Raw genomic sequence first — 25,020 nt, 5'->3', positions numbered from 1 at the left:
TACATATCAGCCCTGATTATATACGTAATCGGGGCTTTTATTTTGATACAAATTAATCTTTATGAAGAATATCACATCCCCAACCCTTTTGCTCGATGAAAACATTTGTAAGATCAATATTCATGCAATGGCAAATAAGGCAAAAGAACATGATTTGGATTTTAAGCCACACATGAAAACACACCAGTCGGCCACGATTGGTCATTGGCTTAGAGATGCCGATATAGAGGCTACAACAGTTTCTTCAGTAAAGATGGCTCAATATTTTGCCAGACATGGATGGAATGATATAACCATCGCCTTTCCATGCAACATTCGTCAGATTGATGACCTCAATGAGCTTGCTGCCAATATTTCGCTCACAATATTAGTCAATAAAACAGATGTAGCAAAAGCCCTTGATAAGAAACTGCAATCCCCTGTTAGTGCTTATATCGAAATTGATAGCGGATCGGCCCGGAGTGGATTACCCTCGGATGATATTAGGGAAATTAGATCTGTTATAGAGGTAATAAACACATCAAATAATATAACTTGGGCTGGACTTTACTCTCACCCAGGCCATTCCTATGCCTGCCGATCTAAACAGCAAATAGAGGCTGTCCATCACGCTGTCATACGACAATTTAAACAACTTAAGGATGAATTATCCCAAAGTTATCATGACTTTGAAGTTTGTATTGGGGATACTCCTTGTTGCTCGATTGGAGATACTTTTGGCCCGGTGGATGCTATTAGCCCCGGTAATTTTGTATTTTATGATCTAATGCAGCAGCAAATTGGCAGTTGTAAATTTGGTGATATCGCTGTTGCTATGGCTTGTCCTATTGTGGACAAGTATGAAAGTCATAATCAATTGATTATTCAAGGAGGCGCAATTCACTTTTCAAAAGAGTTCATGAAAACCAATGACACTACTCATTTTGGATTGGTTGCTGAACGGAATGATAATAGCTGGAAACCTGTAGAGCCTTATTCCTACGTCACAAAACTATCCCAAGAGCATGGTGTGGTATCATGTTCAGCAAAGCTGTTTCAAAACTATGACATCGGAGATATGGTTACTGTGTTACCTGTGCATTCATGTCTGACAGCCAATTTGATGAGTGGGTATCAGACTATCGGTGGAGAGCAAATTTCCATGATGAAATAAAAATGGGTACTCAAAAATATATCTGAATACCCATTTTGAATATAATTTCTGTATGTGTTACTGAGCCTTATACAACCAGGCATCAGGGTTTTGATTCTGCTTGATATCTCTAAGGGCTTTTTGGGCACTTTCCAAGTTATCAAAACCTTGATATGAGACAAGGTTTATATCAGATCCCTGCATTTTGATAATTGATGAGTTATAGCCATTGGCCTCTAATTCCGATTGTAAGTTATTAGCATTTTCCATCACTGAAAATGATCCGCCAACAACATAGTAAGTGGAAATGTTATTAGTAGGCCCAGCATTATTGGCAGAATCTTGGGTATCAGAATCTCGTGCTGATTCTTCCCCATTTGTTGAGACAGAATCTTCTTCGTATCCCCCTCCTAAGTTGAGCTCAACCTTTTCTGTTTTAACCTCAGGATCCTGGAGAGTTTCAGAGGCTTCTTCCCCGTCATTATTTTCCACTGTTTCGGAAGGTGTATTTTCTTCCTGACCTTGTTGCTTAAGATCTTCAGAGTCAGCAGTATCTTGTTGTCTTTGATCTTCTTCCTGAGGTTCCTGCTCCGTATCCGAATCCTCAAAATTATCCATCTCATCTTGCTCAATAGGATCTCGATTCATGATCTCTTCTCCGTCCCGAATTTCTTGCTGCATGCGATCCCGTTCATCCTGTAGAATCTCATATTTTGAATCATAAGACTCTTTACCATATCGTTCGGGGATCGTAGGCTCTAACGAAGCTTGAATCAAAATCACGAGTTCTCTCATCTGGAAGTCATGCGACTCGTAGCCAAAGAGATATCGTAATCCAAAAAACCAAGCCGGCAGATCCTTCAAAATGGGTACCCCTCTCCTTACATCAGCCTTTTCTGTTCGGTACAACCCTGCAATAACTGTTGCTTCTCCATCGAGTAACAATGATTGTGTCGTTGCTTCCTGCTTATTGATAATGGTACTAACAGGATCAGGTTGTGCAGATGAACGTTCAGCATCAATATCCAGATGGATAAAAGTAGTATCTTGCTGGGTTATCACTTGGGGGGTTACCGTAAGAATGGTACCTACCTGGAAGAAGTTTTCAACGACATTCCCTGCAATATCACGTTGTTTAATAGAAAAGTCTTGACCAACCTGTATTTTACCCTCCTGGCCATCCATAACTTTTACCGTGGGAGAAGCTAAAATTTCTCCCAGGTTATCGGCTTCAAATGCACTAAATAAAGCTTGGACATCAATGCCAGTGTTGCCAATTTCCCCGACGTTAATTAAGGCATTAAACACATCTTGTGAGACACTCTGAGCACCTTTCGAATTTACTTGTACAAAAGGTCCGTCAAAATCTGCGCTTGGTACTTGTGAGCCTTGCTGACCCTGACCGCCCCCTTGTTGTCCACCCCCACCTTGACCTCCACCAAGGGCCGACTCTGGAACATTTTCAGAAATTGTAGACCAATCTACTCCAATTTCTTGCAAGGCTCTGCGATTCCCTTCAAAAAATATCGCATTTATTCGGACCTCGTGGGTTTGCGTTGTAGCCACCGGTCCTTCTCCATCTGCTGTTCTCGCTGTTTGGGGAGCAGTTTGGCCTTCTGTTTCAGCTTCTAACGATTTTCGTGTAACAATTTCAAAAAAGTCCTGTTTGTCAACTAAATGCAGTTCATTAACGCGTAAAATCAGCTTGAGAGCATCCATCCAATGCATGGGAGGAACCGAAATACCAATATTTCCATCCACCTCTGCACGATTCACAATAGCTTTACCACGAAATTGTTGAGAAAACTCATTGATAACATCCACAGCCCGTGTAAACGAAGTGCTTCGGTCAAACCGAACTAATTCTTCGGGGTTGGTATATTCTCTGAACTCTGCAGGTAGATTATCTCTATTCTGACTAAATACACTACTTGTAGCCAGAAATAAAAATGCCGCAACAAAAAGAATAAACTTATGGTATCTAAAAGAATTCATATCAATCACTACTTTCATTTTCATCGTTATTGACCTGCAAGGTTACGCGTTCAACAATTCCACCTTTATTGAGTCTAAAAGAAGCAGATCCCTCATCAATATCAATCGATGTCAATTGTCCGAGATAAACGTCATCTCCCTCAGAGAGTCGCTGCATAATTCCTTGTTGATCTAAAAGAAAAACTTTGTTTGAGCTTACCGCCAAAAGGGTACTATTTTCTACATCAATTAAATTATTCTCATTATCCTTTACAGCTCTAATAAGTGGATAAAATGGATTATAAACCGATCCTCGTAAATTATTAGTTATGGCAAGCTCTGATTCATCTAATAATCTTACGCGATCATAAAAGCTTTTTAGAGAAAAACGAAAATTGACCTTGCCATATGAATCGAGCTCATTAATGGGATTAATGGATACTTGACTCACCTTATTTAACGGTCTGCTTAATTCAATCTGGCGAATAAAATTGATGAAATTTCTATAGTATCCCTGACCGGTAACCTGCATGTTAATGACACCGTGCTGGTTATAAGTGGTTGAATCAGAAAAATTGAATGTAAATTCGGTATAAGCCGACCCCGTACTTACCCGGTTAAGAAAATCGTAGACATTATCTTCATTGCTATTGGGATAAAGGACTTTGTAATAGTTATCAAAAAACTTAGTAGCTTCTTTAAACTGATTTTGAAGTGCTGGTAGCTGATCAGCTCGTTGTTGTTGTTGATTTAGCTCTTGTCTTGTCTGCTCTACATTTTGCTCAAGCTCATCTAATTTTGGTTGCTGATAAAAATAGATATAGCTCCATCCGCCACCAATAAAGATGGTTAAGACAATGAGAAGAATAAGAGTATTTCGTACACCGTAGGACATATTGCTAAGCTTGCTAAATTATTTGCCAATCAAGTTTTTTACCTCTTCAGGTGACGAAGGTGAATAAATTGAATCGGACGCTGCAAATGATTGTATCAAAATTGAAAATGTATATACCTGTTTTTCGCGGATCGTTTCGTTATTTACACTCAATAAAGTTGCTTCATCAAAAATATTTACAATCTCCGGTATTCTGTTACGGTAAAGAGTATAACCCTGTATAAATGTGCCATCACCCGACTGTGAAAAAGAAGTTATCCACGTGTTATTTACTCCATCAACACCCTTGTTAAGCATATCAAGTTTTTCCGACCACTCTTTACTACCTTGCGTAAGTGTATCGAGCATCGTCAGCTTTTCTTTGAGCACCGATAAATCTTGCTCCAACTGACCAACTTCTTCTACGATAGGATCTAAGCGTTCCAGCTGCGAATTCATCTGATTTAACTCACTGGAATAAGAATCAATTTGTTGCGCATTTTGAGTATAGAAATAATTAAAGGTGATAGGTGTCAGAAATATCAGGAATAGAATGAGCAACCCATGCCATTGCAGCTTAAATATCTTTTGCCGGTCTTCTACATATTTTGGAACAAAAGAAATATCAGGAAAAACGTCAGCCTTAGCTCCTGAAGCCGCCAAAGCTGTGGCTATTGCTGTAGTAAATGCCGGAATAGCAGAAGATTCGACACTTTCACTTTCAATATATTCCTCTTTTACCTGTAGATCTTCGACATGGATATCAGGGAAGTTTTGTTTAAAGAAATCTACAGCCTCAGCCCCTTTTGTATTGTTGGCAAGAATAATACGATCTAAGCTTGGTACTTCTCCAGTATCAAGCTGAAAAAGAATTTTACTAAAGACTGTGTTCATGAAGGATTTTTTCTCCGTTCCCTCATTAATGATGGGAGAAACCAACCAAACTTCTTCTCCCTTCATAAACACAACCCGGCACGATTCTTTACCGAACTGAATGATTCCCGTCATTTCATCGGGATCCAGCTCATAATTAGCCCGGACCATACCCACAAGCCCAACTTCATCCGGAATAATATCTTGTATTATTAACTTTCCAGTATAAAGCTCACGGGTCCTATTTATTGCCTGAAGAGTAACCGATTCATCTTCGACAGATCCCAATAACAAAGATCCATCTTCCCTGATTTCATATGAATAATTATCCGGTGATTTTGGAGTGCCGTAAATCGACTCCAGTTTGGCTTCCAGATCTTCAATAAGATCTTTCTTTTTGACTTCTGAAAAGTCAGTATCACGAATAACCTGGAAAATAGTATCTCCAGCCGGGATATTTAGCCCTAAATTAACTTTATCGCTATCAATGTCAGCAAGAATATTATACAGAAGAAGTTCATTCGATTGTGGGGCCTCAGACTCCTCAACCATATCAAGTCCCACTTCCTCATTACTGGTATCTTCTTCTAATTCAGATAAATCCAGCTCATCCTCAATGCTTTCTTCTTCGCTTTCTTCATCTTCTTCTAATCCAAAAATAGAATCTGCATCAGCATCTTCTTCAAATACGGAATCTTCTTCAGCATGAGCATTCCGATTCTGAGACTGTGATTGAGACTTTATTCTTTCAACGAGAGAAAATCGGTCCAGTTTAACAATTCTAACCGAGTTCCCTTCCACACGTAGTTGTGCTACTCGGATGAGGTCATCCTGTACCGCTATACCCACATATTCATTTTTTCCAAACATCCGGTACGTTTATCCGTCGTAGATTAATATTGCGTTTCTGAAATTAGCTGCTTAAGCCTTTTCTTATTATTGGCGTTATTGATAGCTTCTTCCTTTGAAATCTTGCCTTCATCATACAGGCGCTTAAGATCTTGTTCCATCGTCATCATTCCTTGATCACTACCCTCCATCAACATTTGATAGATCTCGTTGATGTTGTTATTTCGGATAGCAGCTTTTACCGAACTCGTAACCATCAGTACTTCTTTCGCAAGAACTCGCTTACCATCGAGACTTGGGATTAACTTTTGACTAATAACACAGGTCAAAACATCCGCTAAACGGGTACGAACTCGATTTTGCTCATTTACGGGCACCTCTCCCAGAATACGTTCAATACTTTCCATTGCTGAACTGGTGTGAAGAGTCCCAAACGTTTTGTGGCCAGAGTCGGTGATCTCAAGAGAAGTCATAATCGTTTCAGGATCGCGAAGCTCACCTATAACGATGATATCAGGGTCTTGGCGTAACGCTTGAATAGCCCCTTCTTTAAACGAAGCTACATCGCGACCAACCTCACGATGGCGAACAACAGACTTTTTGGGCTCATGAACCAATTCAACCGGAGATGCAATAATTACAATATGAGAATCTACTGTTCTATTATTGGCATCTATAACGGTATCAAGCGTTGACGACTTACCCGAACCTGTGATTCCGGTTACCAGGGTCATCCCGTATTTATAATATTTAAGGCTGAGTGCCTTGGCTACCTCAGGATGAAGGTTAAGCCCTTTGAATGGACGTATTTCATTATCAATTTTACGCATATTCAGGGCCAAATGCTCCAAATCAAAATACATATCGGCACGATAGCGTTTAGCTCCAGCAATAGAATCTGTTCCGGCAAGTGAATAAGAGAAGTCTAAGTTTCGATTCTCCAACAGGTGCTCTCTTTGACTGGGCATAATAAGGTTATGCAACAAAAAGTCTGTCTCAGTCAGGGTAAACTCAGGAGCACTTTCATCAGGTGACTTATCTCCATGGATGCGATACCACACCTTATTACCACACCCTGGACCACCCAGATCGATATCAGAAGCCTCATTTTTGTACATTTTTTGGAGGAGCTTTTCAATAACATCCCGAAGTTCATGGCGTGTTTCTTCAGGTTGGCTGTCCACAATTTTTCCTATTTCTCTATGCCGTTCCAGCCCCTTAGAACTGTCCCGCAGTTGATTTGCGAGCGGTTCTATAAGTTCCTTAACCTTATTTTTTTGTACCCCTACTTCCATTTATAGTCCAATTTTTACTTGCTGCAAATGTTTAATAACCCTGCTGCTCGTTATAAAGAACAGTTGAAGAACAATTTGTTACGAACTTTATCGATAAAGAACACACATCTATTTATTAATCCAAATAAATAACGGAAATTCATTAGGTTCTCTCACAAAACATTAAATTTTTCTAATATTTCCAAATATAAATTGACGGATTTCAATATATAAGAAGGTTTAAAACAAAGTCAGGGCAAACAGTTACCAGCTGTTATCGTCTAAAAGGCGTTTTTTAAGTTGTAAGAGCTGGACATTCATGTTACTTATTTTCTGCTGCTGAATCTCTATGATATTCCGGGTAAATATATTGAACAGTTTCTCGGGTTTCTTCCGGAAAAAGTTTAAAGCTTCATATCGCTCAAATTTGAGTAGTTGTGAATCCCCTTCCGAGACCACTTTTGCCATCCTGTTATTTTTACTAAAGAGAAAGGTTTCTCCTAAAAAACTACCTTTCGATAATGTTGCTAATTGAATATTGTCTTTCCAGATAGAGACTTTACCCTGTGAAATCAAATAAGCAGAATTCACGTACTCCGCTTCATTAATTATTACATCGTCTTGTACAAAACGTTCTTCAGTGCCAAGATTGAGGAACTCCATTATATCTTCGTAGTGGAAGTTCCTTAGTAATAAAGGCGGTTCTTTTAAAAATTGCCGAATGTATTCGGGCGTCGCTTCTTTTTCTGCCTGATTATCCGTTGCCATAACTTTTCTCCAAATTTAACTTATACTACCCCTTTTCGGACATCAATAATATTAAGGATTATTTGTTTTTACCCTAAACGTCTAAGAGTTTTTTAATCTTCGATTGTAATTGCTGCAATTTCTTCAATGGTTGTTAATCCATTTTTAATACGCTCCCTGCCAGAACCTCGTAAACTCAACATCCCCTGACTCATGGCATATTCTTTAATAGCTACTTCATCAATTTCATCACCAGATTCCAAAATCATTTTTCTTATTTCTTTATCAAAATAGAGCGCTTCCATAATAGCCGTTCGTCCTTTATAACCATTTGTGCACTCATCACACCCAACGGCCTTATAAAAAGTTGTCTCTTCATACTCTTCTTCGGTAAAACCAATGCCCTTGGCAGTTTCAATATGTGGACGATATTCTTCTTTACAATTCTTACACAATGTTCGAATAAGACGCTGCGCCATAATTAAGTTAACCGCATTGGCAATCAAAAATGTTTCGACCCCCATCTTATAGAGTCGAGAGATGGCACTGGGTGCATCATTAGTGTGTAGGGTTGAAAATGTTAAGTGACCGGTATTAGCCAGCTTAATAGCAATTTCAGCAGTTTTAAGGTCTCGAATCTCTCCTACCAACACAATATCCGGATCGTGACGCAAAATTCCCCGCATGGCCAAATCGAAAGTCATATGGTTGCTTATTTTAAGCTGTCTCGCTCCTTCAATAAGATATTCTACAGGTTCCTCTACCGTAAGTACGTTTACTTCAGGCGTAATTACATAGTAAAGCGCTGCAACCAATGTCGTCGACTTACCACTCCCGGTAGGTCCTGTTACAATAACGATACCTGATGGCTTTTCAATAGCTTTAACAAAATCTTCTTTTGCCTTTTTCTGGAGGCCCAACACATTCAGGTCGGTAATTACTTCGCGATCATCAAGAATACGTATAACGATGGACTCAAACTTGCGATCGAACTGCGCCCCTACCATTGGCATAATAGAAACACGATACCGAATGTTATGACCATCCACTTGCCGCTGGATAAAACCATCTTGCGAAGCATCTCGCTCAAAACGGTCTACGTTCCTGGTTTTATCTTTCACAACTGCCGATATCGCTTCCGGCTTCACATTATTCTGTTGATGCCAGAGCTGTAATTTACCATCAATCCGAAATCGGATATCGGTAGAAGTTGGTCCGCATGGTACAATGTGGATATCACTGACCCCTTTCCGAACCCCCTCAACCAAAAACCCTTCAACCAGAGAGTTAAGCATGCTCTGGTTAATTTCAGCATCAATTTCTTCTTCGTTAATTTCTTCGGCTTCTTCCTGAAGATCTGGTTCTTCATATTCAATCTCTTCAAGGAGATCCAAAAACTCATTTTTCTGCTCATAAACTTGCGTCAAAATTTGTTCTACAAGCTCATAACGGCAGTATACAATGTGATGTTGTTTGAAATTAAGCTTAGAGACAATATTGGAAAGCGTTGGGTCGGAGGGGTCCGCAGCTGCGATAGTCAACGTATTTTGATTTTGCCGCAGTGGCACTGCCTTTTGATGAACCAGCTCATCGATAACCTCGGTAGGTAGTTCATCAATGTGAGACTTAATTTCTTCAATAGCCTCATCATCTACCGAATCCTGATCTGTGAAGACTTCTTCAAAAGCGTAGATTGAGGCAATCTCACTCATCACCTGATGGCGATCGATGCCTAAATCCTGATACAAAATTTGTCCTAATCGCCGGTTCGAAGAATCAGGTTCTTCACGTAATATCGCCATGGCCTCGTGAAGCTGATCCTCAGTAATAATATCCCGGTTCACCAGAATATTACCAATATGTCTACGTGTATTCACTTTTCCCATTAAAAGCCAACAGTTAACTCAGAAATCAGTTATGAACATTGTGAATGTTCCACAATATACATTTTCGTATAAGAAATGTAAGTAAAATATTGTGGCATTCATTATTAGTTTTCAGGCCTCATTACCAAACTATTATACGGTCACCAAGTAAATATACTATTACTATTCACCTACATACCACCCGAGTTGGGTTGTATTAATGCAGACTCAGCGGATACAATGGTAATAGCAATCAACGCGATCATAATAAAGATATTTACGCCCAGACTAATCATATCCACAATGGTATCCATTTTATAGGTTGTTTGGGTTTCGTAGTATTGAGCAAGTTGCTTGGCATTTTGTTTTAATGCTCCCGACTCAGCCCCAAGCTTAAAACGGCTGATAGCTGTATCGGTAAACACGCCAGTAGCTTTCAGCGATTCAATAAGGCCTGCCCCCTCGCTTAACATCATCTTAATAGCCACCTCTTTAATCTGTTTCTCCATGTACTTATTACGACAGGCTTCGGCAGCCACTTTGATGACCTCAATATTTTGTCCCGATCCACTATATAGGGTATAAAAAACACGGGCAAAAATTTCGATACTGGTTTTGTGTATTAGATCACCAATAACTGGAAGTTTAATAATGTTTTTATCCTTCCAAAGCTGTCCCTTCCTGGTTTGAGTCAGCCAATACCACGCCCCTGCAATGGGAATTATATGGGCCAAAGTTAAGATAAGCCAGTTGTCTTGCAACCAATAACTCATCTCCAGTGTTGCAGCTGTCATAGGCGGAAGCTGGATATCCATCTCTACAAACGCTTCAGCAGTAGCGGGAAAGATGTAACCCACATAAAAAAGGATTACACCAATTGTGGCTACAACGGTTATGGCCGGCATAAGTAGTGATCGACGCAGATTACTTTTAAATTCTGCGTCGCGTTCCAAAAATTTAGCAGTGCTTCGAAATACCTGGGCCATATTACCACTGGTTGAGGCTACACTTAACATATAGGAAGCAAATTCCCCAAACACATCTTCATGCTTGCTATACACCTCATCCCCTTCCTTGCCATCTTTTAGATCTTTCTGAATGGTAGCTATGGTCTCTTTCATACGCGCGTTGGTCGTATCCTCATGAAGTAGTTCCAAAATCTCATCAAAGCTCAGCTGCTGCTCTAAGAGATCGGCACTTAGACTAATAAAAGTCACTACTTCTTTTTGGGGGACTCCTCCCTTAAAGTCAAACCACTTTTTGTTGATGCGGATGACCTTATAGCCCAACTTGACTAATGCTTTTTCAACCTCCTCTTTAGAATAAGCCTCCTGTTCTCCCGTAACCGGATCTTTGGTTCCTTTCTGTACTTTGTACTGGTAGGTTTCTTTTTTGTCAATCCCTTTAACCTTGAAACCGTTTTTTCGAGCCAGTTTTTCTACCCGCTGCTCAGCTTCTTTTTTACTCCCCGCCTCAAACTCCGATTTGATCATCTTGCCCTGTGGCGAAATAGCTCGTAATCTAAACTCCGGCATAATCCCTGTTACTTATAATTTGATAGTAGATGATGTTACTCTAACAATGATCAGTAAAACTTGGGTTTGTTACAAATTGGATTTTTCGGTTTGCTTGAGTTCTATTGTATCAAGTTTTTCGAAACCTATTTTCCCCTGTTGCCAAAAGCGAGGCCTAAAAACGTGTCTGTCCGTTTCTTTTACAAATCTTTTTTCATTTTCTCGCAAAGTTGGTATATCTCGAATTAAAACAGATGCTAATACAATCGCGGCAATAATTATAAATAACTTTGAAGCATATACATAAAAGGTATTAATAGATATATATATATCTTGTTCAGACTTTCCTTTGTTGTATAAACCCAAGACTGTACCAAAAACCAAAGCCAGCCATAATTGGCTCAAAGGCATTACTATTACCCCACTAACTAAGCTATAACATAAACCTGCTAAAACTGATGTTGTTAAGGAAACTTTGATAATTGCAGTATCATCTAAAATATCTGATTTTACTTTTAAGTTCTTTTTAGTTTGTAATATCCACGTTTTAAATCCCATACCGGCTACTATTAATACGCCTATTGTAGCTGGATATCCCAATTCATACAATAGTTGTAGTATAGAGTTATGGGGATGACTTGGTGTAAAGCCGGTATGTATTTGTGCGAATGACATGGGCCCATGGCCAAAAATTGGCTGTTCTAAGGACGAAAAAAAAGTTTGGGGCCATAATGTCAATCTGGGACTGCCCCCTCTGACCATAGATTTGGCTGAACTGGTATCAATAGGAATAATGTCAAATAGGATGACCTTCAAAAGGTATCCTAGCAAAAGTGTTCCTAAGAAGTACCATATCCAACGGTGTATATGTTTTTTTAAAAAAAACAATGAAACCAAAGCTGCTGATAAAGAGCTTAACATAATGCCACGACCAGCCGACTGTATCAATAGCATCCACCAAATTACAGTAAGCAAAAAACAGAAAATTCCAGCAGTTCTTTTTTTGGGCATCATTACCAGACCTCCTCCAATTAATAAAGGAAGCGTGAAGGCTTGCACTTGGTTAAAAAAACGGATGTTTACAAATCCTGTAATACCTCCTTTAATACCTGATGCAGGCCAAAGGGGAAAACTTTCGTAGCCAGACATAAAAAATGTATACCCAATACTAAATTTAAGCACATAGAGAAAAACAACAATACAAGCTGCTGAGACTACCATATACTTCCCATAATAGTAGTTTTGGGTTACATGAGCAGTTATTAGAGCAACCCAAATTACCATTAACAATAAACTTATTTCAACAGCACCATAAAAAGGGGAAGACGAAAATAGTGTTGAAATAAACGCCAATAACAATATGCATAAAAAGATTATCCAAAAGTAATTAGGTAATTGGCGAAGTGTTTTCTTCAATTGTTCCTTGGATACAAAAGCTGTCAATACTCCAATAAATATAAGTATAGTCAACTGTAGTATTCGTTTCTCATTATAGAGAAACATTAAGTCAGAAAAGTAAATGACCGGCGTCAGTATAGGTACGAGAAGAACCGCAAATAAAGCGATGCGAAATACCATCAATACATTTAATAAAGCTTAGGGATAATATTAAATAAAAAAGGCTCCAAATAAATTGGAGCCTTTTTATATAAAATATATGGATCTATTAGGAACCAGCCGTATATGCTATACCTTCAGACCCGCCACTGGTTTGGAGAATATTATCTGGAACTATAAACGCAGTTAAAGTTCCTCCAGCTGTTGATGGGGTGCCTTGAATTTCAAATTCATCTGTACTTCTTGATTGTATCGAATAGGTTCCATTTTCAGTTACACAATCAGTACCATCAACAGTTCCTTGACAAATATCGTCAATTTCAATTTGATCTCCATTAGTATTAGTAAAGTCCTGTCCTCCACCACCCATCATGGCTGGTTTCATATACCATCCTTGAGCAGTTGATGCCATTGATAGTATATCCTGACGAGCAGCATCTACATTAGCGCTGTCGCTGGCACTTGAGAAAGTGTTAATAGCCACTACCGTAGCGATACCTACGATAATCGTCACGAGTATTACGAGTAAAAGTTGTTGTTGTCCCATAGTTATTACCTATTTGTTAGATGATTGTTTATTAGTTAGATCTTTTGTTGAAAAGCCGCCCGAACATCCCCGAATGACTTTCCCTTTCGTTCACTCAATAAGAGTTCCCGAATAATCGTTTGTTACAATTTTTTTATTCCTTACAAGATTAACTCTTAACCAAAGAGCATTCAAGTTAATTTTTCTTAAGCCATATTCAAATTTCCTAATTCAAATATTACAGGACCTTAAGTGAAATGCAAGCTAAATATTAGAAATTTTTAATATTTTAAATAGTTTCGGCTTTATGCTAATTAAATTATGGCCTTATTCAAAATAACTGTTGGGTATAAACCTTTTAGAACTTTATTGGTTATGAGTTTATAACTTGGATCAAATGAACAAACAATAAAGGTCATTGGCCCCCTTAAAAATTAGCTAACCATTGTAAGTCTGAAAACAATCTTCTGGTTAAAGTTCCTGAAAAGAGATTGCCTGCCTATACCGAAACTTTTGTAATATGGTAACTAATATGTTGTAGAAGGCTCCGCACAGGCAGGCCACATTTCGTTTGCGATGATAGTATGGATTTTTAGTAGTTAAAATACTACAAGTCATTATCTCACGGAAGTTCGAGTCTGATATTAAAATATCTAAGTCTTACCAACGACCACGATTTTAATTGTATCCAAGGTCCAAGAAAATTATACTGTTGACAACACGGTCCTATTACCTTAAAATGAAAGGAAAGTATTAATATTTTTTAATATTAGTAATTGCGTTGGTCACGATATCTCTTTTATAAAGAGCAAAACATCTAATTAGTTATAAAACCCTCAGTTCAATGCAGAACCGCCTATACCTCCTCTTCTCCATCATTATTGTATTTATGTTACAGGCCTGTACCGCTGGCAGTGACACAGTTATTATTGCCGGACAGGTTATTGAAGAAAGTTCTGGCAACCCCATTAGTAAGGCCATTGTCGAACTAACCCAACCCGAAAATCTTCAACAAACAGCTACAACCGACTCTGCAGGAAATTTCTCTTTTGATGTGGATCCCGGAAGTGAAACTGTAAGTGTAACGTTGGAAATTGACAAACAGGGATATCAGTCACAAACGACAAACTTTAAGCTTGCTCCAGACACTGATGTTGATGATTTAGTCATTGAATTACAATCAACAGATAGTTCTGGAGATGGTAGTGGTGATGGTGGAGGCGATGAGGTTGGCGGAGAACCGGAAGGACCGGCAGCTATTATCCTTGAAAGTATATCAGAGCAAGCAATTTTTATAGAAGAAACTGGTGATAATATTAGTACTGCATTCACTTTCCAAGTTGTTGACTCAGCAGGCCGGGCATTAAATGCAAATGGAGCGGTAGATGTTGATTTTGAAATTTTATCCGGACCTGGGGGCGAAGAAGAAATTATTCCTAAAACAGCTACAACAAATTCTAATGGTGAAGCAACAACTTCCCTATTTAGTGGTAATGTAGCCGGACCTGTTAAGGTCCAAGCAAGTGTAGATCGAGAAGACTTGGGCATAACAATAAAATCTACTCCTGTTCTTGTAGCTATTCACGGGGGGTTTCCAGATCCAGATCACTTCAGTATTTCTCCTGATAAGTTCAATTTCGAAGCTTATGATATTAATGGGGTAAGGAATCCTGTTACTGTTATTGTTGGAGATAAATTTTCAAATCCTGTAAAACCAGGCACGGTTGTTTACTTTAACTCTACCGGTGGAGTTATCCAGGGCTCGGGAGAAACAAATGAGGACGGTATCGTCACCGTTGACATGATTTCCGGAGATCCTCGTCCCGATGACGGTATATCTGGTAGTGGCGGACGTCCCGGCTATTCAACTGTTACGGCAACTACGGTTGATGAAAATGACAACCCTATTTCTAAAGAAATAAATGTCGTTTTCTCCACAAGAGCGGCACAAATAAGTGCTACTCCTACTACATTTGATCTGGATCCCAACGGCGGAGAAAAGTTTTCGTATACCGTTACTGATATGAATGGAAATCCAATGGCAGCGGGTACTCAGATTTCCGTTGAGGCTGGTGAAGGTATGGAAGTTACAGGAGATGCTGATTTCACACTTGGTAATCACCTATTCCCGGGACCAGGCGCTACAGAATTCAACTTTTCAATTCGAGATACCGATGAAGAATCAAATGATCCTGCTGATTTAACAATAAATATTTCAGTAACAACTCCCTCTGGTAATACTACTACCTATACTGAGATATCAGGGACTCGTCGAAAAAGTTTTTAAACTATTCTAATTAACAATTTTACCTTCAACCCTGTTAGAGTTCTGAACTCTGACAGGGTTTTTTGTTTTAGGACAATAATTGGACTGTTCTGCTCCATTGTCGCAATCAATACTCCTTCTTGATCAATCTTTCCATTACCCAATAACAATTATTATATTTTCCGGCTGATTTTTGAACCTATGTAATAGTTTAATCAATAAATGGAAGCACCATATACTCCCGAAGAGTACGACAAAGATCTTGATAACATTAACTGGCTTAGCGGACTGCCGTTTATTTTACTGCATTTAGCAGTAGGATTGGTATACTGGGCGGGATTTAGCTGGACAGCCTTAGCAGCGTTGGGGATCACCTATGTCGTACGCATGTTTGCTATTACCGCTGGTTTTCATCGTTACTTTTCGCACCGAACCTTCAAAACCAGCCGCCCCTTTCAATTTATCTTAGCATGGCTGGGCACTTCAGCGGCACAAAAAGGTCCCTTATGGTGGGCCGCCCATCACAGGCATCATCATAAACATGCCGATACCGAAAAGGATGTTCACTCACCGGTACAACGCAGCTTTTGGTGGTCGCACGTGGGATGGATTCTTAGCAACCGTTTTAAGAATACCAATTACGATATGGTAAAGGATTTAAAGAAAATACCTGAACTTAAAATTCTCAACAAGTATCACCTGATCCCTCCTATTCAACTGGCAATTGGAACGTTTGTGGCAGGCGAACTTCTCAACTACTATTTTCCTTCGCTGGGTACGTCTGGTTTTCAACTATTGGTTTATGGATTTATCATTAGCACTGTTCTGCTCTACCACGGAACTTTTACCGTAAATTCTCTTGCTCATGTATTTGGTAAACGCCGTTTCGAAACGACTGATGACAGTCGCAATAACTGGTTTATATCACTTATAACGCTTGGTGAAGGTTGGCACAATAACCATCACCGATTTCCATCATCCGAACGACAGGGATTCTATTGGTGGGAATTTGATTTCTCACACTATACTCTTAAAGTTCTTTCCTGGTTTAAAATTGTTTGGGATTTACGCGTACCTCCCGAACGGATATATGCTGAAGGAAAAGTTTTTAAGCGGCCACCGGAGGTCATTGATCATCCCGGTAAGCGCTGATATTAAGTGCCTTAAAGCATTCTTGAGTTTAATTTATTAATAAAATTTGTCAATACATTTTAACTTAATTATGGAAAACCTATCACAAGTCTTCGAGAACAACCAACAATGGGCTGATAACATCAAACAGCAACAACCGGATTTCTTTAAAGAATCGGCCAAAGGGCAAAGCCCCGACATTTTGTGGATCGGATGTTCTGACAGTCGCGTCCCTCCTGCACAACTTACCGAACTTGGCCCGGGGGATCTATTCGTGCATCGTAACATTGCGAACGTTATTCCTCACTCCGATATCAACAGTCAATCGGTAATACAATATGCTGTAAGCGTGCTGAAGGTACGCCACGTTGTGATATGTGGACACTATGGCTGTGGCGGCGTAACGGCAGCGTATGAGGATGACAACCTGGGGCTTATCGACAACTGGTTGGCTAATATTGAGGACGTATACCGAACACATCAGGATGAAATTGAAGGCCGGGCATCCGAAGAAGAAAAGCTCAATCGTTTCTGTGAGCTCAACGTCCAGGAACAAGTGAAGAATATGAGCCACTCTCCTTTTGTTAAACAGGCTTGGGAGGCGGGACAAGATCTTACTGTTCACGGACTTATTTATGACTTGAAGTCCGGCTTGCTCAACGACTTGGATATCAAAATAAATTCAATAGAAGAGGCTGCAAACCTATAAACTTAGCTCTTCGGTCTAAGGTGTAGGATTCATATATTTCGGCAGCATACGAAATTACTTTAACTGCTTTTGTTAACTTCTTTAAACTTTGCAATCTGATGGATATCAAAACCCCTGAAAATAAATTCCAAGATGTTTCTTACGGAGAACAAGAATACAAGGACCTTCTCCAGCATTTAGTGGAAGACGTCACCAAAGATCGTCACCACCTAAGTTTATTTTTGGGGATTTATGTACCCAACAAGCAAAAAGCATTAAAACAGCTCGAAGATAAGCTGAATAAAAAGGTTACTATTGTTGATACGGCAGAGCTTGTATCACGCATTGAGTCAGAAACCTATGAAAAGCTTGATCAGTTTTTTGCGGATATGCATGAATCAGATGACATCCTTTACTTCAAGAATGGGGATAAGCTCTGTGGCGTTTATACCAGCAGCTCACACTCTCACGTCAAATATGCTACTCCACAGGAACGGTATTTTCTCGAGAAGGTTAAGTCGTTTAGCGGACTTGTTATTGTGGATATTGAACAATTTTCTGATGCTGATAAGACGCTTCGTCGGGCTGCTCACTCTATTGTTTCATTTACACTACCAAAATCAAAGTTTAAACGGGCCATTTGGCATTTGAAGAATTTTTCTCCCCACGGATTTGAACTCAAGACTACTCGTCCTGAAGCATACGGCGAAGCAAGTTAAATTCTTTTAGAACTATCGAATGCGTAAACCGATTAAACCTCTGCCTACTGATTGCTGTGGGTCGGGGTGCCCAAAATGTATTTATGAAATCTACGAAGAGCATTTAGCTAAATATAAAGAGTGGCAAAAACAGCAAGAACATCCCAATAAGAAAATTAATAAGCAGTAAGGTTATTTATGGCTATTCAAGTTAAGTTAGATACCAGTGGACGACGCGGCAAATCGGTTACGATGATTTCTAATATTCAACATAATCCACAGGTGATTGAAAAACTCGAGAAGCAACTAAAGCAAAAGTGTGGAGCTGGTGGAACAAGCTATGCAAAAACAATCGAAATTCAGGGCGACCATGTAGATAAGGTCCGATCCTTTTTGCAAGATGAAGGGTATAACGTCAAATAATTTAAGGTTTTATCAATATTACGAGGTACTCTATGAGTCTGGATATTTCTAAAGAAGAGTATGAAGAAATTTTAGAGCAAATTAAGGATGAAGATAGTCCGGTAGGTATTGATGCGGGAAAAACACATGTACTTATCCTGCAAAAGTTAATGCGGTTGGAACGACGACTGGAAGCTCTTGAAATGCGTTTCTTTGAAGAAGAGGAAGAGTAATAGCTATTCATTTTATCCTTTCTACCGGTTGTTAGATCAGAATCTGTAATTTTATACAGAACCCATCCGATCACAAGCTTAGCGTTGAGATGGGAATCGTATAAACATGCCAAGGTTATCTTGCGATCAGATAAAGCAATTTATTAAATATCTGTCGTATCATATCTCTGTTTTGGTACAAGATACAACCAGCAACATTCCTTTCCTTGCACCTTAGGCAGATGAGCTCTATAACAAGAAATTAGGCCTACCCCCACCCCTTAATACAAATATCCTTAGGGGATATTTGTATTACCCCTATAGGGATAATTGGACTAACCCTATAGTAATAATTGAATTATCCCTTAAGTAATAATCCGACTAACCCTATAGGGATATTTTAAATAGGCTATGTATCCAACATGAAATCCTACTTCTAACGCTGCATAATCCATTTACCCAAAGCGCTATGGAGATACAAGGTTCTTGGTACGGTGTGGGATGTTAATCCCCCTCCAAGAGACTTCGTAGCAGCCCGATGTGTTCTTCCTTTTCTTTATAAATGAGTACTGGAATTCCAAAATGATAATTGGCCAGACTATCAGCCATTTCATTGGTTATGAGTGCAGCGGCAGAGGATTTGCTCTTTGCTCCAACCACCAGCATATCGGCCCGGGTATGTAGCGTTAAATTATATATTTTGTCTGCAGGTTTCCCATCCTCATTAACTGTAAAGGTGCAGTTAGGTAATTCTTGCAACTTAAAACTTTCTTTGAAATCGGTATACTTTTCTCGGAGGTGCTTGTCCATCCGCTCGGAATATTTATCAGAAGGGATATAGGGAAAAAACTGCTTGGGATACCGGTACACATACTGAATATGTAAGTTAGCCTCAACCTTTTGCGCTAATGATTGGGCAAAACGAACCGCCCGAGCCGAAGCTTTTGAAAACTTTATAGGCACATGCACATTTTGAAGCTGATACTGTGAATTTTCTGCAACAAACAAGAGAGAACAATGGGCATATTTCGTGATCTTTCGCGCTAAAATGCCCTCTCCTTCATACCCTGTTTTCTTTCCGACAACCAACAAATCGGGATCAAATTCTCCAAGAGAAGATAATAGTAACTCTGTGGTATCCCCTTCGCGGACAATAATATTTATATGTGGACTGTCAGCATCAAAATATTGATGAACCTTCTTCTTTAACTCTTCTCGAATTATGCTTTCTAATGATTTCGTAGTCTCAACCTCTGGAAATAGTTCTGCAAGTTCATCAGAAATACCACTGTCTTCCACAACGTGGATAAACGTAATTTGCTCCGGTTGCTTTATTTCCGAAAAGAAATCCAAATACCCCAGGACAAGCTCATCCATATTCGTTAAGTCGAGACCAACCATCCAGTGCTTAAATGATGTCATAATAGAATAAGTATAATTTATTCTGTTGCTTATTTAACTGTCTCTTTCAACAAGCTTAGTGATCAATGTGCGGTACGATTCGCGTTCTTTCTTTTTGTTGCGCTGTATTTTCTTCTGATGCGCCTCACTCAGTCCTTTATACAAGCTGTAGCACATCAATAACAGGATAAACAAAAATGGTAATCCTGTGATGATAGAAGCCGTTTGTAAGGCATTCAATCCTCCTCCAAGTAACAGCACAGCTGCTACGGCCCCCTCGGTTTGCGCCCAGAATATGCGCTGCCCCACGGGAGCATCTAATTTGCCCCCGCTGGTCAAGCTATCAATAACGAGTGACCCAGAATCGGATGATGTTACAAAGAAGCTCATTACCAAAATGATAGCAATAATAGATGTAAAAAAGCCAAGCGGAAATTGTTCTAAGAAAACAAACAATGCTGTTGCGACATTATCTTGCACAGCAACCCCAATATTTCCAATTCCCTCCATCTCAAGGTTTATGGCAGTTCCTCCAAATGCGGCCAACCATAAAAAGGTGACCATACTGGGCGCAATTAACACCCCTAAAATAAACTCTTTTACGGTTCGGCCTTTGGATATACGAGCGATAAACATCCCTACATAAGGCGACCATGACACCCACCAGGCCCAATAAAAGACGGTCCAGCTATTTTGCCAAGTTGAACCTTCGTAAGATTCTGTCCAGAAACTATACGAGAGAATATTATTGGCGTAATGTCCAAGGTTTTGGACAAAGGAATCCATGATGTAAATAGTGGGACCTACAATCAGCATAAACACCAAAAATAGCACGGCAATGCGAATGTTTGCTTCACTAAGCACACGCACTCCTTTATCAATTCCAAGTATCACCGATAAGGTTGCAACCATGGTTATGCCTACAATAAGCCCTACTTGCAACCACACCGTATCGGGTGTAGCAAATAAATGATTAAGTCCAGCGCTTACTTGTTTTACCCCCAGTCCCAGCGAAGTGGCAAGTCCAAATAAGGTGGCTAAAACAGCAAGAATATCGATGACATCTCCTATCCAGCCTTCAATACGATCACCCAATACTGGATGAAATACAGATCGAAACGAGAGCGGTAACCCTTTGTTAAAGGCAAAAAAAGCTAACGAGAGGGCAACAATAGCATAAATACCCCAAGCGTGAAATCCCCAATGCAAGTAGGTTAAACTCATAGCCTGTCGGGCAGCCTCAACACTTTCTTCCGGGGCCATCGGGGGACTCAAATAATGATAAATCGGCTCAGCAACGCTCCAAAACATGATCCCAATACCCATTCCCGCGCTAAAGAGCATGGCGAACCAAGCCATGGTACTGAACTCAGGCTTAGCATCGGCTCCACCCAAGCGAATATTACCAAATCGACTAAAGGCGATAACCAGGGAAAAAATGAGGAACGTATTTACCGACAGGATAAACAACCATCCAAAATTATTAGAAATATAACTTTGGGCGGCACTGAACATCGTTTCTGCTTGCTCCCCCATGACTAAGGTTGTAACAATCATGGAGAAAATAAGCACAACCGACGGCCAAAAGACGGGATTATGAACGTCGAAATACTTTTTAATGCCTTCTCTTTGTGATGACTCTTTAGAATCTTGATTTCGTAAGCTCATTAAAACAGACGTTAAGTAAGCTTTTTGAAATTAATTATCCCTACTTTTACCCAATGTAATTTTATTTAACAATAAAACGTTCAATGCAAATTAATTGGATCTATTAAAAACAATAAAAGGGATATGGGGTTTGAACCATATCCCTTTATACAAATAGATAGAAAGTGTGGTAGCTATAAGTTCACTTTACTTTCTCTTTTAGGATCCAAGTCATAAAGTGATGATACCGTTGCCTGCACGGTTTTATACCATTCATTGCCGTACTTATCGTTAATCTCATAAAAGTCTGAGAAGTCGGGTTTGCGAACCTTCATCTTCCACTCTTGGTTCTTGGCTTTGTATACTGGATCTACATGCAGAAGCTGATGAAAAACGACCATCTCGCGGGTTTTCTGATCAAGCATATCCCACATTTCACCCGAGATTTCGATCAGGTAATTGTGCCCGGAATAGTATTCAACTTCTCTTGAGGCTTTTTTGCATTTCGCGGCTTTGTATTTGGACAGATTAGGATATACCAAAAAGTAACCAATAGAAGCGGGACCAAAATCAAGACTTTCTCGCTCAATAACTGTTTCTGCAATTTTCGCTACTTCGGGGGATTCCATTAGCTGCTTATTGCTATGAGCAACCGTATCTCCCGGCTTTAAAAAATCATTGTCTTTCATGAACGTACTGCTTTGGAATTTAAATTCTGAATTTCAAGGTTGCTAAAGGTATGATTCTAAGGCGATCTTTTCATCCGTAATCAGTAAAATAATTTACCCTTTTATTCCCATCTGCTCGCTGGGCTTGCGATCGGATGGGGGTATTAGGCTTATTAATTATTCATGGGACGACAAATCCAGCCGGACCACGAATACTGTATTTATTCTTCCAATTGGCAACGGGGACAAAAATAGATTTTTCGTCCGCCTGTTTTATCTTCTTCAATGATAGAACCACATTTATGACAGCGATCATCAGTACGTTTGTACACAAAGTGTCGATATTCATCATACGATGCATTCTCCCGTTTAAGTGCTTCCACAATCTTTTGATCATTGGTGATCCCCCCCGTTTCGTATGATCGTGTAGTAAGTTTGTAAGTAGCTTCAGCAAGTGCTTCTTTTTCCTCATCCGAATATTCACGCAGCTTTTTTCGAGGATCAACCTTAGCATAAAACATAATTTCACTGCGTAAATAGTTGCCTATACCACTCACAAATCCCTGGTCAAGCAGTAAAGTGGTCAACTTGCGATTCTTGAACTCATCAGACGTAAACTGTCCCAAAACATCTTGATACGTCGTATCGGGGTGTAATACGTCTGGACCCAATTTCTTGATATAAGGATGTTCACCCACCTCTTCCCTATCCAGCATCTCAATTTCAGAGGCTGAATACAGATAGGCCGACTTTTCACCATTGTGAATAGCCACGCGCAATGACCGATTCGTATCCGGCTCCTCATTAGCATTACTTACCATCCACTTGCCATATAGCTGGTTATGGCTATACATTACCTTACCGGTATCAAAAAATGTAAGCAAGGCTTTTCCTCGAGCTTCTACATTTAGAACAGATTGTCCTTTAAGCTTTGACTCGTAATCCTTTAATTCATCAAAGGCGAAAAAGAGCTCATGGATGGGTTTGTCTTTAAGAGCATTTGTCAATGAATCGGCCGTTCGCCAAATTTCTGGTCCTTCTGGCATAAAAAATTTGTTTATTTAGCTTTTAGAATTTTCACTCAAATGTACAAGATTAATCTGTAAATCGTTTCCCGCTTTATGCTTCGAACTGTCATTGCCATTACTGCAGGATATTTCTCTATTACCGCACTCAATAGTTTTGTGCACCTTATTATTTCTATTTATTTCAAAACAGAGGTAACCCTAACCGGTGTTGCATTCTTACCATCCATCACATGGACTGTTGGTGTAACGATATTGCAATTTGCATTTGGATTATTTGGTGGATTATTGGCAACTACTATTGCACAGAATTCGAGCAAAGTTATATTGGGATTTATCCTTATCATGGTGGCTGTAGGACTCATTAATTATTCTATGACAGTCGAAACGGAACCACTTTGGTATTTAATTATGGCTCCTATATTAACGATTTCTGGTATTTATATGGGCTATCGACTGCAAACTCAAAATACATCGCCTCAACATGAACAAGCTTAAGTCTTTTAGTTTGGGATTACTTGCTATCCTCATCGTAGGATGTTCTATACAACCAAGTACTCCTGAAGTATTTGATAATCCAGCGAGTGGTAATAGTATGTATCCCTTTCTCTATAATACAGGTGATCAACTGTATATGAGCTGGATTACCTCAAGTGCAGATGGTAATTATTCACTTGAATTTTCATCTTATAGCAATGATCAATGGTCAGCTGTTAACACTATCGCATCTGATTCTACCTGGTTTGTAAACTGGGCGGACTTCCCCTCCATCATTGCTGATAAACATGGCCCTGTCGCCGCTCACTGGCTCAACAAAAAAGAAGGCGGCACCTATGCCTATGATGTAAACATTGCGGCGTTTAACAGCAATTCAGGGGATTCGAGCAAAGCCATCACCCCACATAGCGATGGCACACCTACCGAACATGGATTTGTTTCGATGATTCCCTGGGATGATGATTCCTTTTTAGCCGTTTGGCTCGATGGACGTAAGACAGATGGTAGATCGGATGAGGATTATTATAATCTCGATTATGCTATGACACTACGTGGAGCGGTTATTAACCAAAATGGCGAGATAGAAGAGCGCTATATCATTGACGAATCAGTTTGTGACTGCTGTCAAACCTCTCTTATAAAATCAGGAGATACCGTTATTGTGGCGTATCGAAACCGAACAGAAAATGAAATTCGTGATATTTATACGAGCCGATTTGACGGACAGCAATGGTCTAATCCCGAAGCCGTCTATAATGATAACTGGGAAATTGGTGCTTGCCCTGTAAATGGCCCAAAGTTGGCTGCAGAAGATTCATTAGTTACTGTAGCATGGCATACAGCAGCCCAAGGTACCCCCACTGCTAAGTATGCTTATTCCACTGATAAAGGACAAACCTTTGAAAAGCCTATAAAATTAAATAAAGGCAGGTCTTTAGGTCGGGTTGATACCGAAATTATTGACGGTCGTATCTACGTATCGTGGATAGAGAAAAACAATACTGAAACGAAGCTAAAAGTTTCTACTTTTAGCGGGCAAGAGAAGCTTGAAAAAACTCAAACTATTGCTACACTTGATGAGTCCCGTAAAACGGGCTTTCCCCAGATGGAGCAGTTGGGCAATAATTTAATTTTCGCGTGGACTAATCCTGATAGCGCTCAAACAAAGATTGTAACAAAAAAGTTAAATCTTGATTGAT

The 25,020-nt window shown here is 39.6% G+C and carries 23 protein-coding genes; 10 read left to right on the top strand and 13 right to left on the bottom strand.

All coding sequences use genetic code 11. The features are described from left to right. Positions 1 to 61: 61 nt before the first annotated feature. Positions 62 to 1,153: an alanine racemase gene (locus AAFH98_RS11250; RefSeq protein WP_342522811.1), complete on the top strand. Its 1,092-nt coding sequence runs from the start codon at positions 62 to 64 to the stop codon at positions 1,151 to 1,153. Between the two features lie 57 nt (positions 1,154 to 1,210). Here AAFH98_RS11250 and AAFH98_RS11245 read toward each other — a convergent pair whose 3' ends face one another. From AAFH98_RS11245 to AAFH98_RS11205, 9 genes are all read right to left on the bottom strand, one after another. Then, a complete protein-coding gene (locus tag AAFH98_RS11245; RefSeq protein WP_342522810.1) occupies positions 1,211 to 3,127 on the bottom strand; it encodes an SPOR domain-containing protein in 1,917 nt (638 codons plus the stop codon). A 1-nt stretch (position 3,128) separates the two neighbouring features. Continuing rightward, positions 3,129 to 4,001 (bottom strand): type IV pilus inner membrane component PilO, encoded by an 873-nt coding sequence (locus AAFH98_RS11240; RefSeq protein WP_342522809.1) that lies wholly within the window; start codon positions 3,999 to 4,001, stop codon positions 3,129 to 3,131. Between the two features lie 18 nt (positions 4,002 to 4,019). Then, positions 4,020 to 5,723: a PilN domain-containing protein gene (locus AAFH98_RS11235; protein WP_342522808.1), complete on the bottom strand. Its 1,704-nt coding sequence runs from the start codon at positions 5,721 to 5,723 to the stop codon at positions 4,020 to 4,022. Positions 5,724 to 5,746: 23 nt separating this feature from the next. Beyond that, the gene (locus tag AAFH98_RS11230; protein ID WP_342522807.1) at positions 5,747 to 6,997 is read right to left on the bottom strand and encodes a type IV pilus twitching motility protein PilT; all 1,251 of its coding nucleotides are present in this window, start codon (positions 6,995 to 6,997) and stop codon (positions 5,747 to 5,749) included. Positions 6,998 to 7,240: 243 nt separating this feature from the next. Further along, positions 7,241 to 7,744, bottom strand: coding sequence for a cyclic nucleotide-binding domain-containing protein (locus AAFH98_RS11225; RefSeq protein ID WP_342522806.1), 504 nt, complete (start codon positions 7,742 to 7,744; stop codon positions 7,241 to 7,243). A 92-nt stretch (positions 7,745 to 7,836) separates the two neighbouring features. Next, entirely contained in the window at positions 7,837 to 9,609 is a 1,773-nt protein-coding gene (locus tag AAFH98_RS11220; RefSeq protein ID WP_342522805.1) for a GspE/PulE family protein, read from the bottom strand. A gap of 170 nt (positions 9,610 to 9,779) precedes the next feature. Continuing rightward, positions 9,780 to 11,123 carry a type II secretion system F family protein gene (locus tag AAFH98_RS11215; protein ID WP_342522804.1) on the bottom strand — a complete coding sequence of 448 codons (1,344 nt, stop codon included), beginning with the start codon at positions 11,121 to 11,123 and terminating at the stop codon, positions 9,780 to 9,782. A gap of 69 nt (positions 11,124 to 11,192) precedes the next feature. Continuing rightward, a complete protein-coding gene (locus tag AAFH98_RS11210) occupies positions 11,193 to 12,572 on the bottom strand; it encodes an O-antigen ligase family protein (protein ID WP_342522803.1) in 1,380 nt (459 codons plus the stop codon). A gap of 196 nt (positions 12,573 to 12,768) precedes the next feature. Further along, positions 12,769 to 13,206, bottom strand: a complete 438-nt coding sequence (locus AAFH98_RS11205; protein WP_342522802.1) for a hypothetical protein — start codon at positions 13,204 to 13,206, stop codon at positions 12,769 to 12,771. An 823-nt stretch (positions 13,207 to 14,029) separates the two neighbouring features. Between AAFH98_RS11205 and AAFH98_RS11200 the strand changes: the two genes are divergently transcribed. From AAFH98_RS11200 to AAFH98_RS11175, 7 genes are all read left to right on the top strand, one after another. After that, complete coding sequence (locus tag AAFH98_RS11200; protein ID WP_342522801.1) at positions 14,030 to 15,472, top strand: carboxypeptidase regulatory-like domain-containing protein; 1,443 nt, start codon at positions 14,030 to 14,032, stop codon at positions 15,470 to 15,472. Between the two features lie 201 nt (positions 15,473 to 15,673). Further along, positions 15,674 to 16,603, top strand: a complete 930-nt coding sequence (locus AAFH98_RS11195) for an acyl-CoA desaturase (protein WP_342522800.1) — start codon at positions 15,674 to 15,676, stop codon at positions 16,601 to 16,603. Between the two features lie 70 nt (positions 16,604 to 16,673). After that, entirely contained in the window at positions 16,674 to 17,291 is a 618-nt protein-coding gene (locus AAFH98_RS11190; RefSeq protein ID WP_342522799.1) for a carbonic anhydrase, read from the top strand. 98 nt (positions 17,292 to 17,389) lie between these two features. Continuing rightward, the gene (locus tag AAFH98_RS11185; RefSeq protein ID WP_342522798.1) at positions 17,390 to 17,989 is read left to right on the top strand and encodes a hypothetical protein; all 600 of its coding nucleotides are present in this window, start codon (positions 17,390 to 17,392) and stop codon (positions 17,987 to 17,989) included. Between the two features lie 19 nt (positions 17,990 to 18,008). Next, positions 18,009 to 18,158: an oxidoreductase-like domain-containing protein gene (locus AAFH98_RS15100; protein WP_407935497.1), complete on the top strand. Its 150-nt coding sequence runs from the start codon at positions 18,009 to 18,011 to the stop codon at positions 18,156 to 18,158. An 8-nt stretch (positions 18,159 to 18,166) separates the two neighbouring features. Further along, a complete protein-coding gene (locus AAFH98_RS11180) occupies positions 18,167 to 18,391 on the top strand; it encodes a translation initiation factor (RefSeq protein WP_342522797.1) in 225 nt (74 codons plus the stop codon). A gap of 32 nt (positions 18,392 to 18,423) precedes the next feature. Beyond that, positions 18,424 to 18,603, top strand: a complete 180-nt coding sequence (locus tag AAFH98_RS11175; RefSeq protein WP_342522796.1) for a hypothetical protein — start codon at positions 18,424 to 18,426, stop codon at positions 18,601 to 18,603. A 483-nt stretch (positions 18,604 to 19,086) separates the two neighbouring features. On the opposite strand, the gene AAFH98_RS11170 is transcribed toward AAFH98_RS11175, so the two are convergent. From AAFH98_RS11170 to nei, 4 genes are all read right to left on the bottom strand, one after another. After that, complete coding sequence (locus AAFH98_RS11170; RefSeq protein WP_342522795.1) at positions 19,087 to 20,004, bottom strand: universal stress protein; 918 nt, start codon at positions 20,002 to 20,004, stop codon at positions 19,087 to 19,089. A 33-nt stretch (positions 20,005 to 20,037) separates the two neighbouring features. Further along, the gene (locus tag AAFH98_RS11165; RefSeq protein WP_342522794.1) at positions 20,038 to 21,651 is read right to left on the bottom strand and encodes a BCCT family transporter; all 1,614 of its coding nucleotides are present in this window, start codon (positions 21,649 to 21,651) and stop codon (positions 20,038 to 20,040) included. A gap of 173 nt (positions 21,652 to 21,824) precedes the next feature. Then, positions 21,825 to 22,319, bottom strand: a complete 495-nt coding sequence (locus AAFH98_RS11160; protein ID WP_342522793.1) for a putative metallopeptidase — start codon at positions 22,317 to 22,319, stop codon at positions 21,825 to 21,827. A 200-nt stretch (positions 22,320 to 22,519) separates the two neighbouring features. Further along, on the bottom strand, positions 22,520 to 23,344 hold the full coding sequence (gene nei / locus AAFH98_RS11155; RefSeq protein WP_342522792.1) for an endonuclease VIII: 825 nt from the start codon (positions 23,342 to 23,344) through the stop codon (positions 22,520 to 22,522). Between the two features lie 75 nt (positions 23,345 to 23,419). Between nei and AAFH98_RS11150 the strand changes: the two genes are divergently transcribed. Together AAFH98_RS11150 and AAFH98_RS11145 are read left to right on the top strand one after the other, a co-directional pair. Next, positions 23,420 to 23,821, top strand: coding sequence for a hypothetical protein (locus AAFH98_RS11150; protein WP_342522791.1), 402 nt, complete (start codon positions 23,420 to 23,422; stop codon positions 23,819 to 23,821). Beyond that, positions 23,808 to 25,019 (top strand): hypothetical protein, encoded by a 1,212-nt coding sequence (locus tag AAFH98_RS11145; protein WP_342522790.1) that lies wholly within the window; start codon positions 23,808 to 23,810, stop codon positions 25,017 to 25,019. The genes AAFH98_RS11150 and AAFH98_RS11145 overlap by 14 nt, the downstream gene beginning before the upstream one ends. The last annotated feature ends 1 nt before the right edge of the window (position 25,020 follow it).

Source organism: Fodinibius sp. Rm-B-1B1-1 (assembly GCF_038594945.1).
In the GTDB taxonomy this organism is placed as follows: domain Bacteria; phylum Bacteroidota; class Rhodothermia; order Balneolales; family Balneolaceae; genus Fodinibius; species Fodinibius alkaliphilus.
This window is presented reverse-complemented; position numbering and strand designations above follow the sequence as displayed.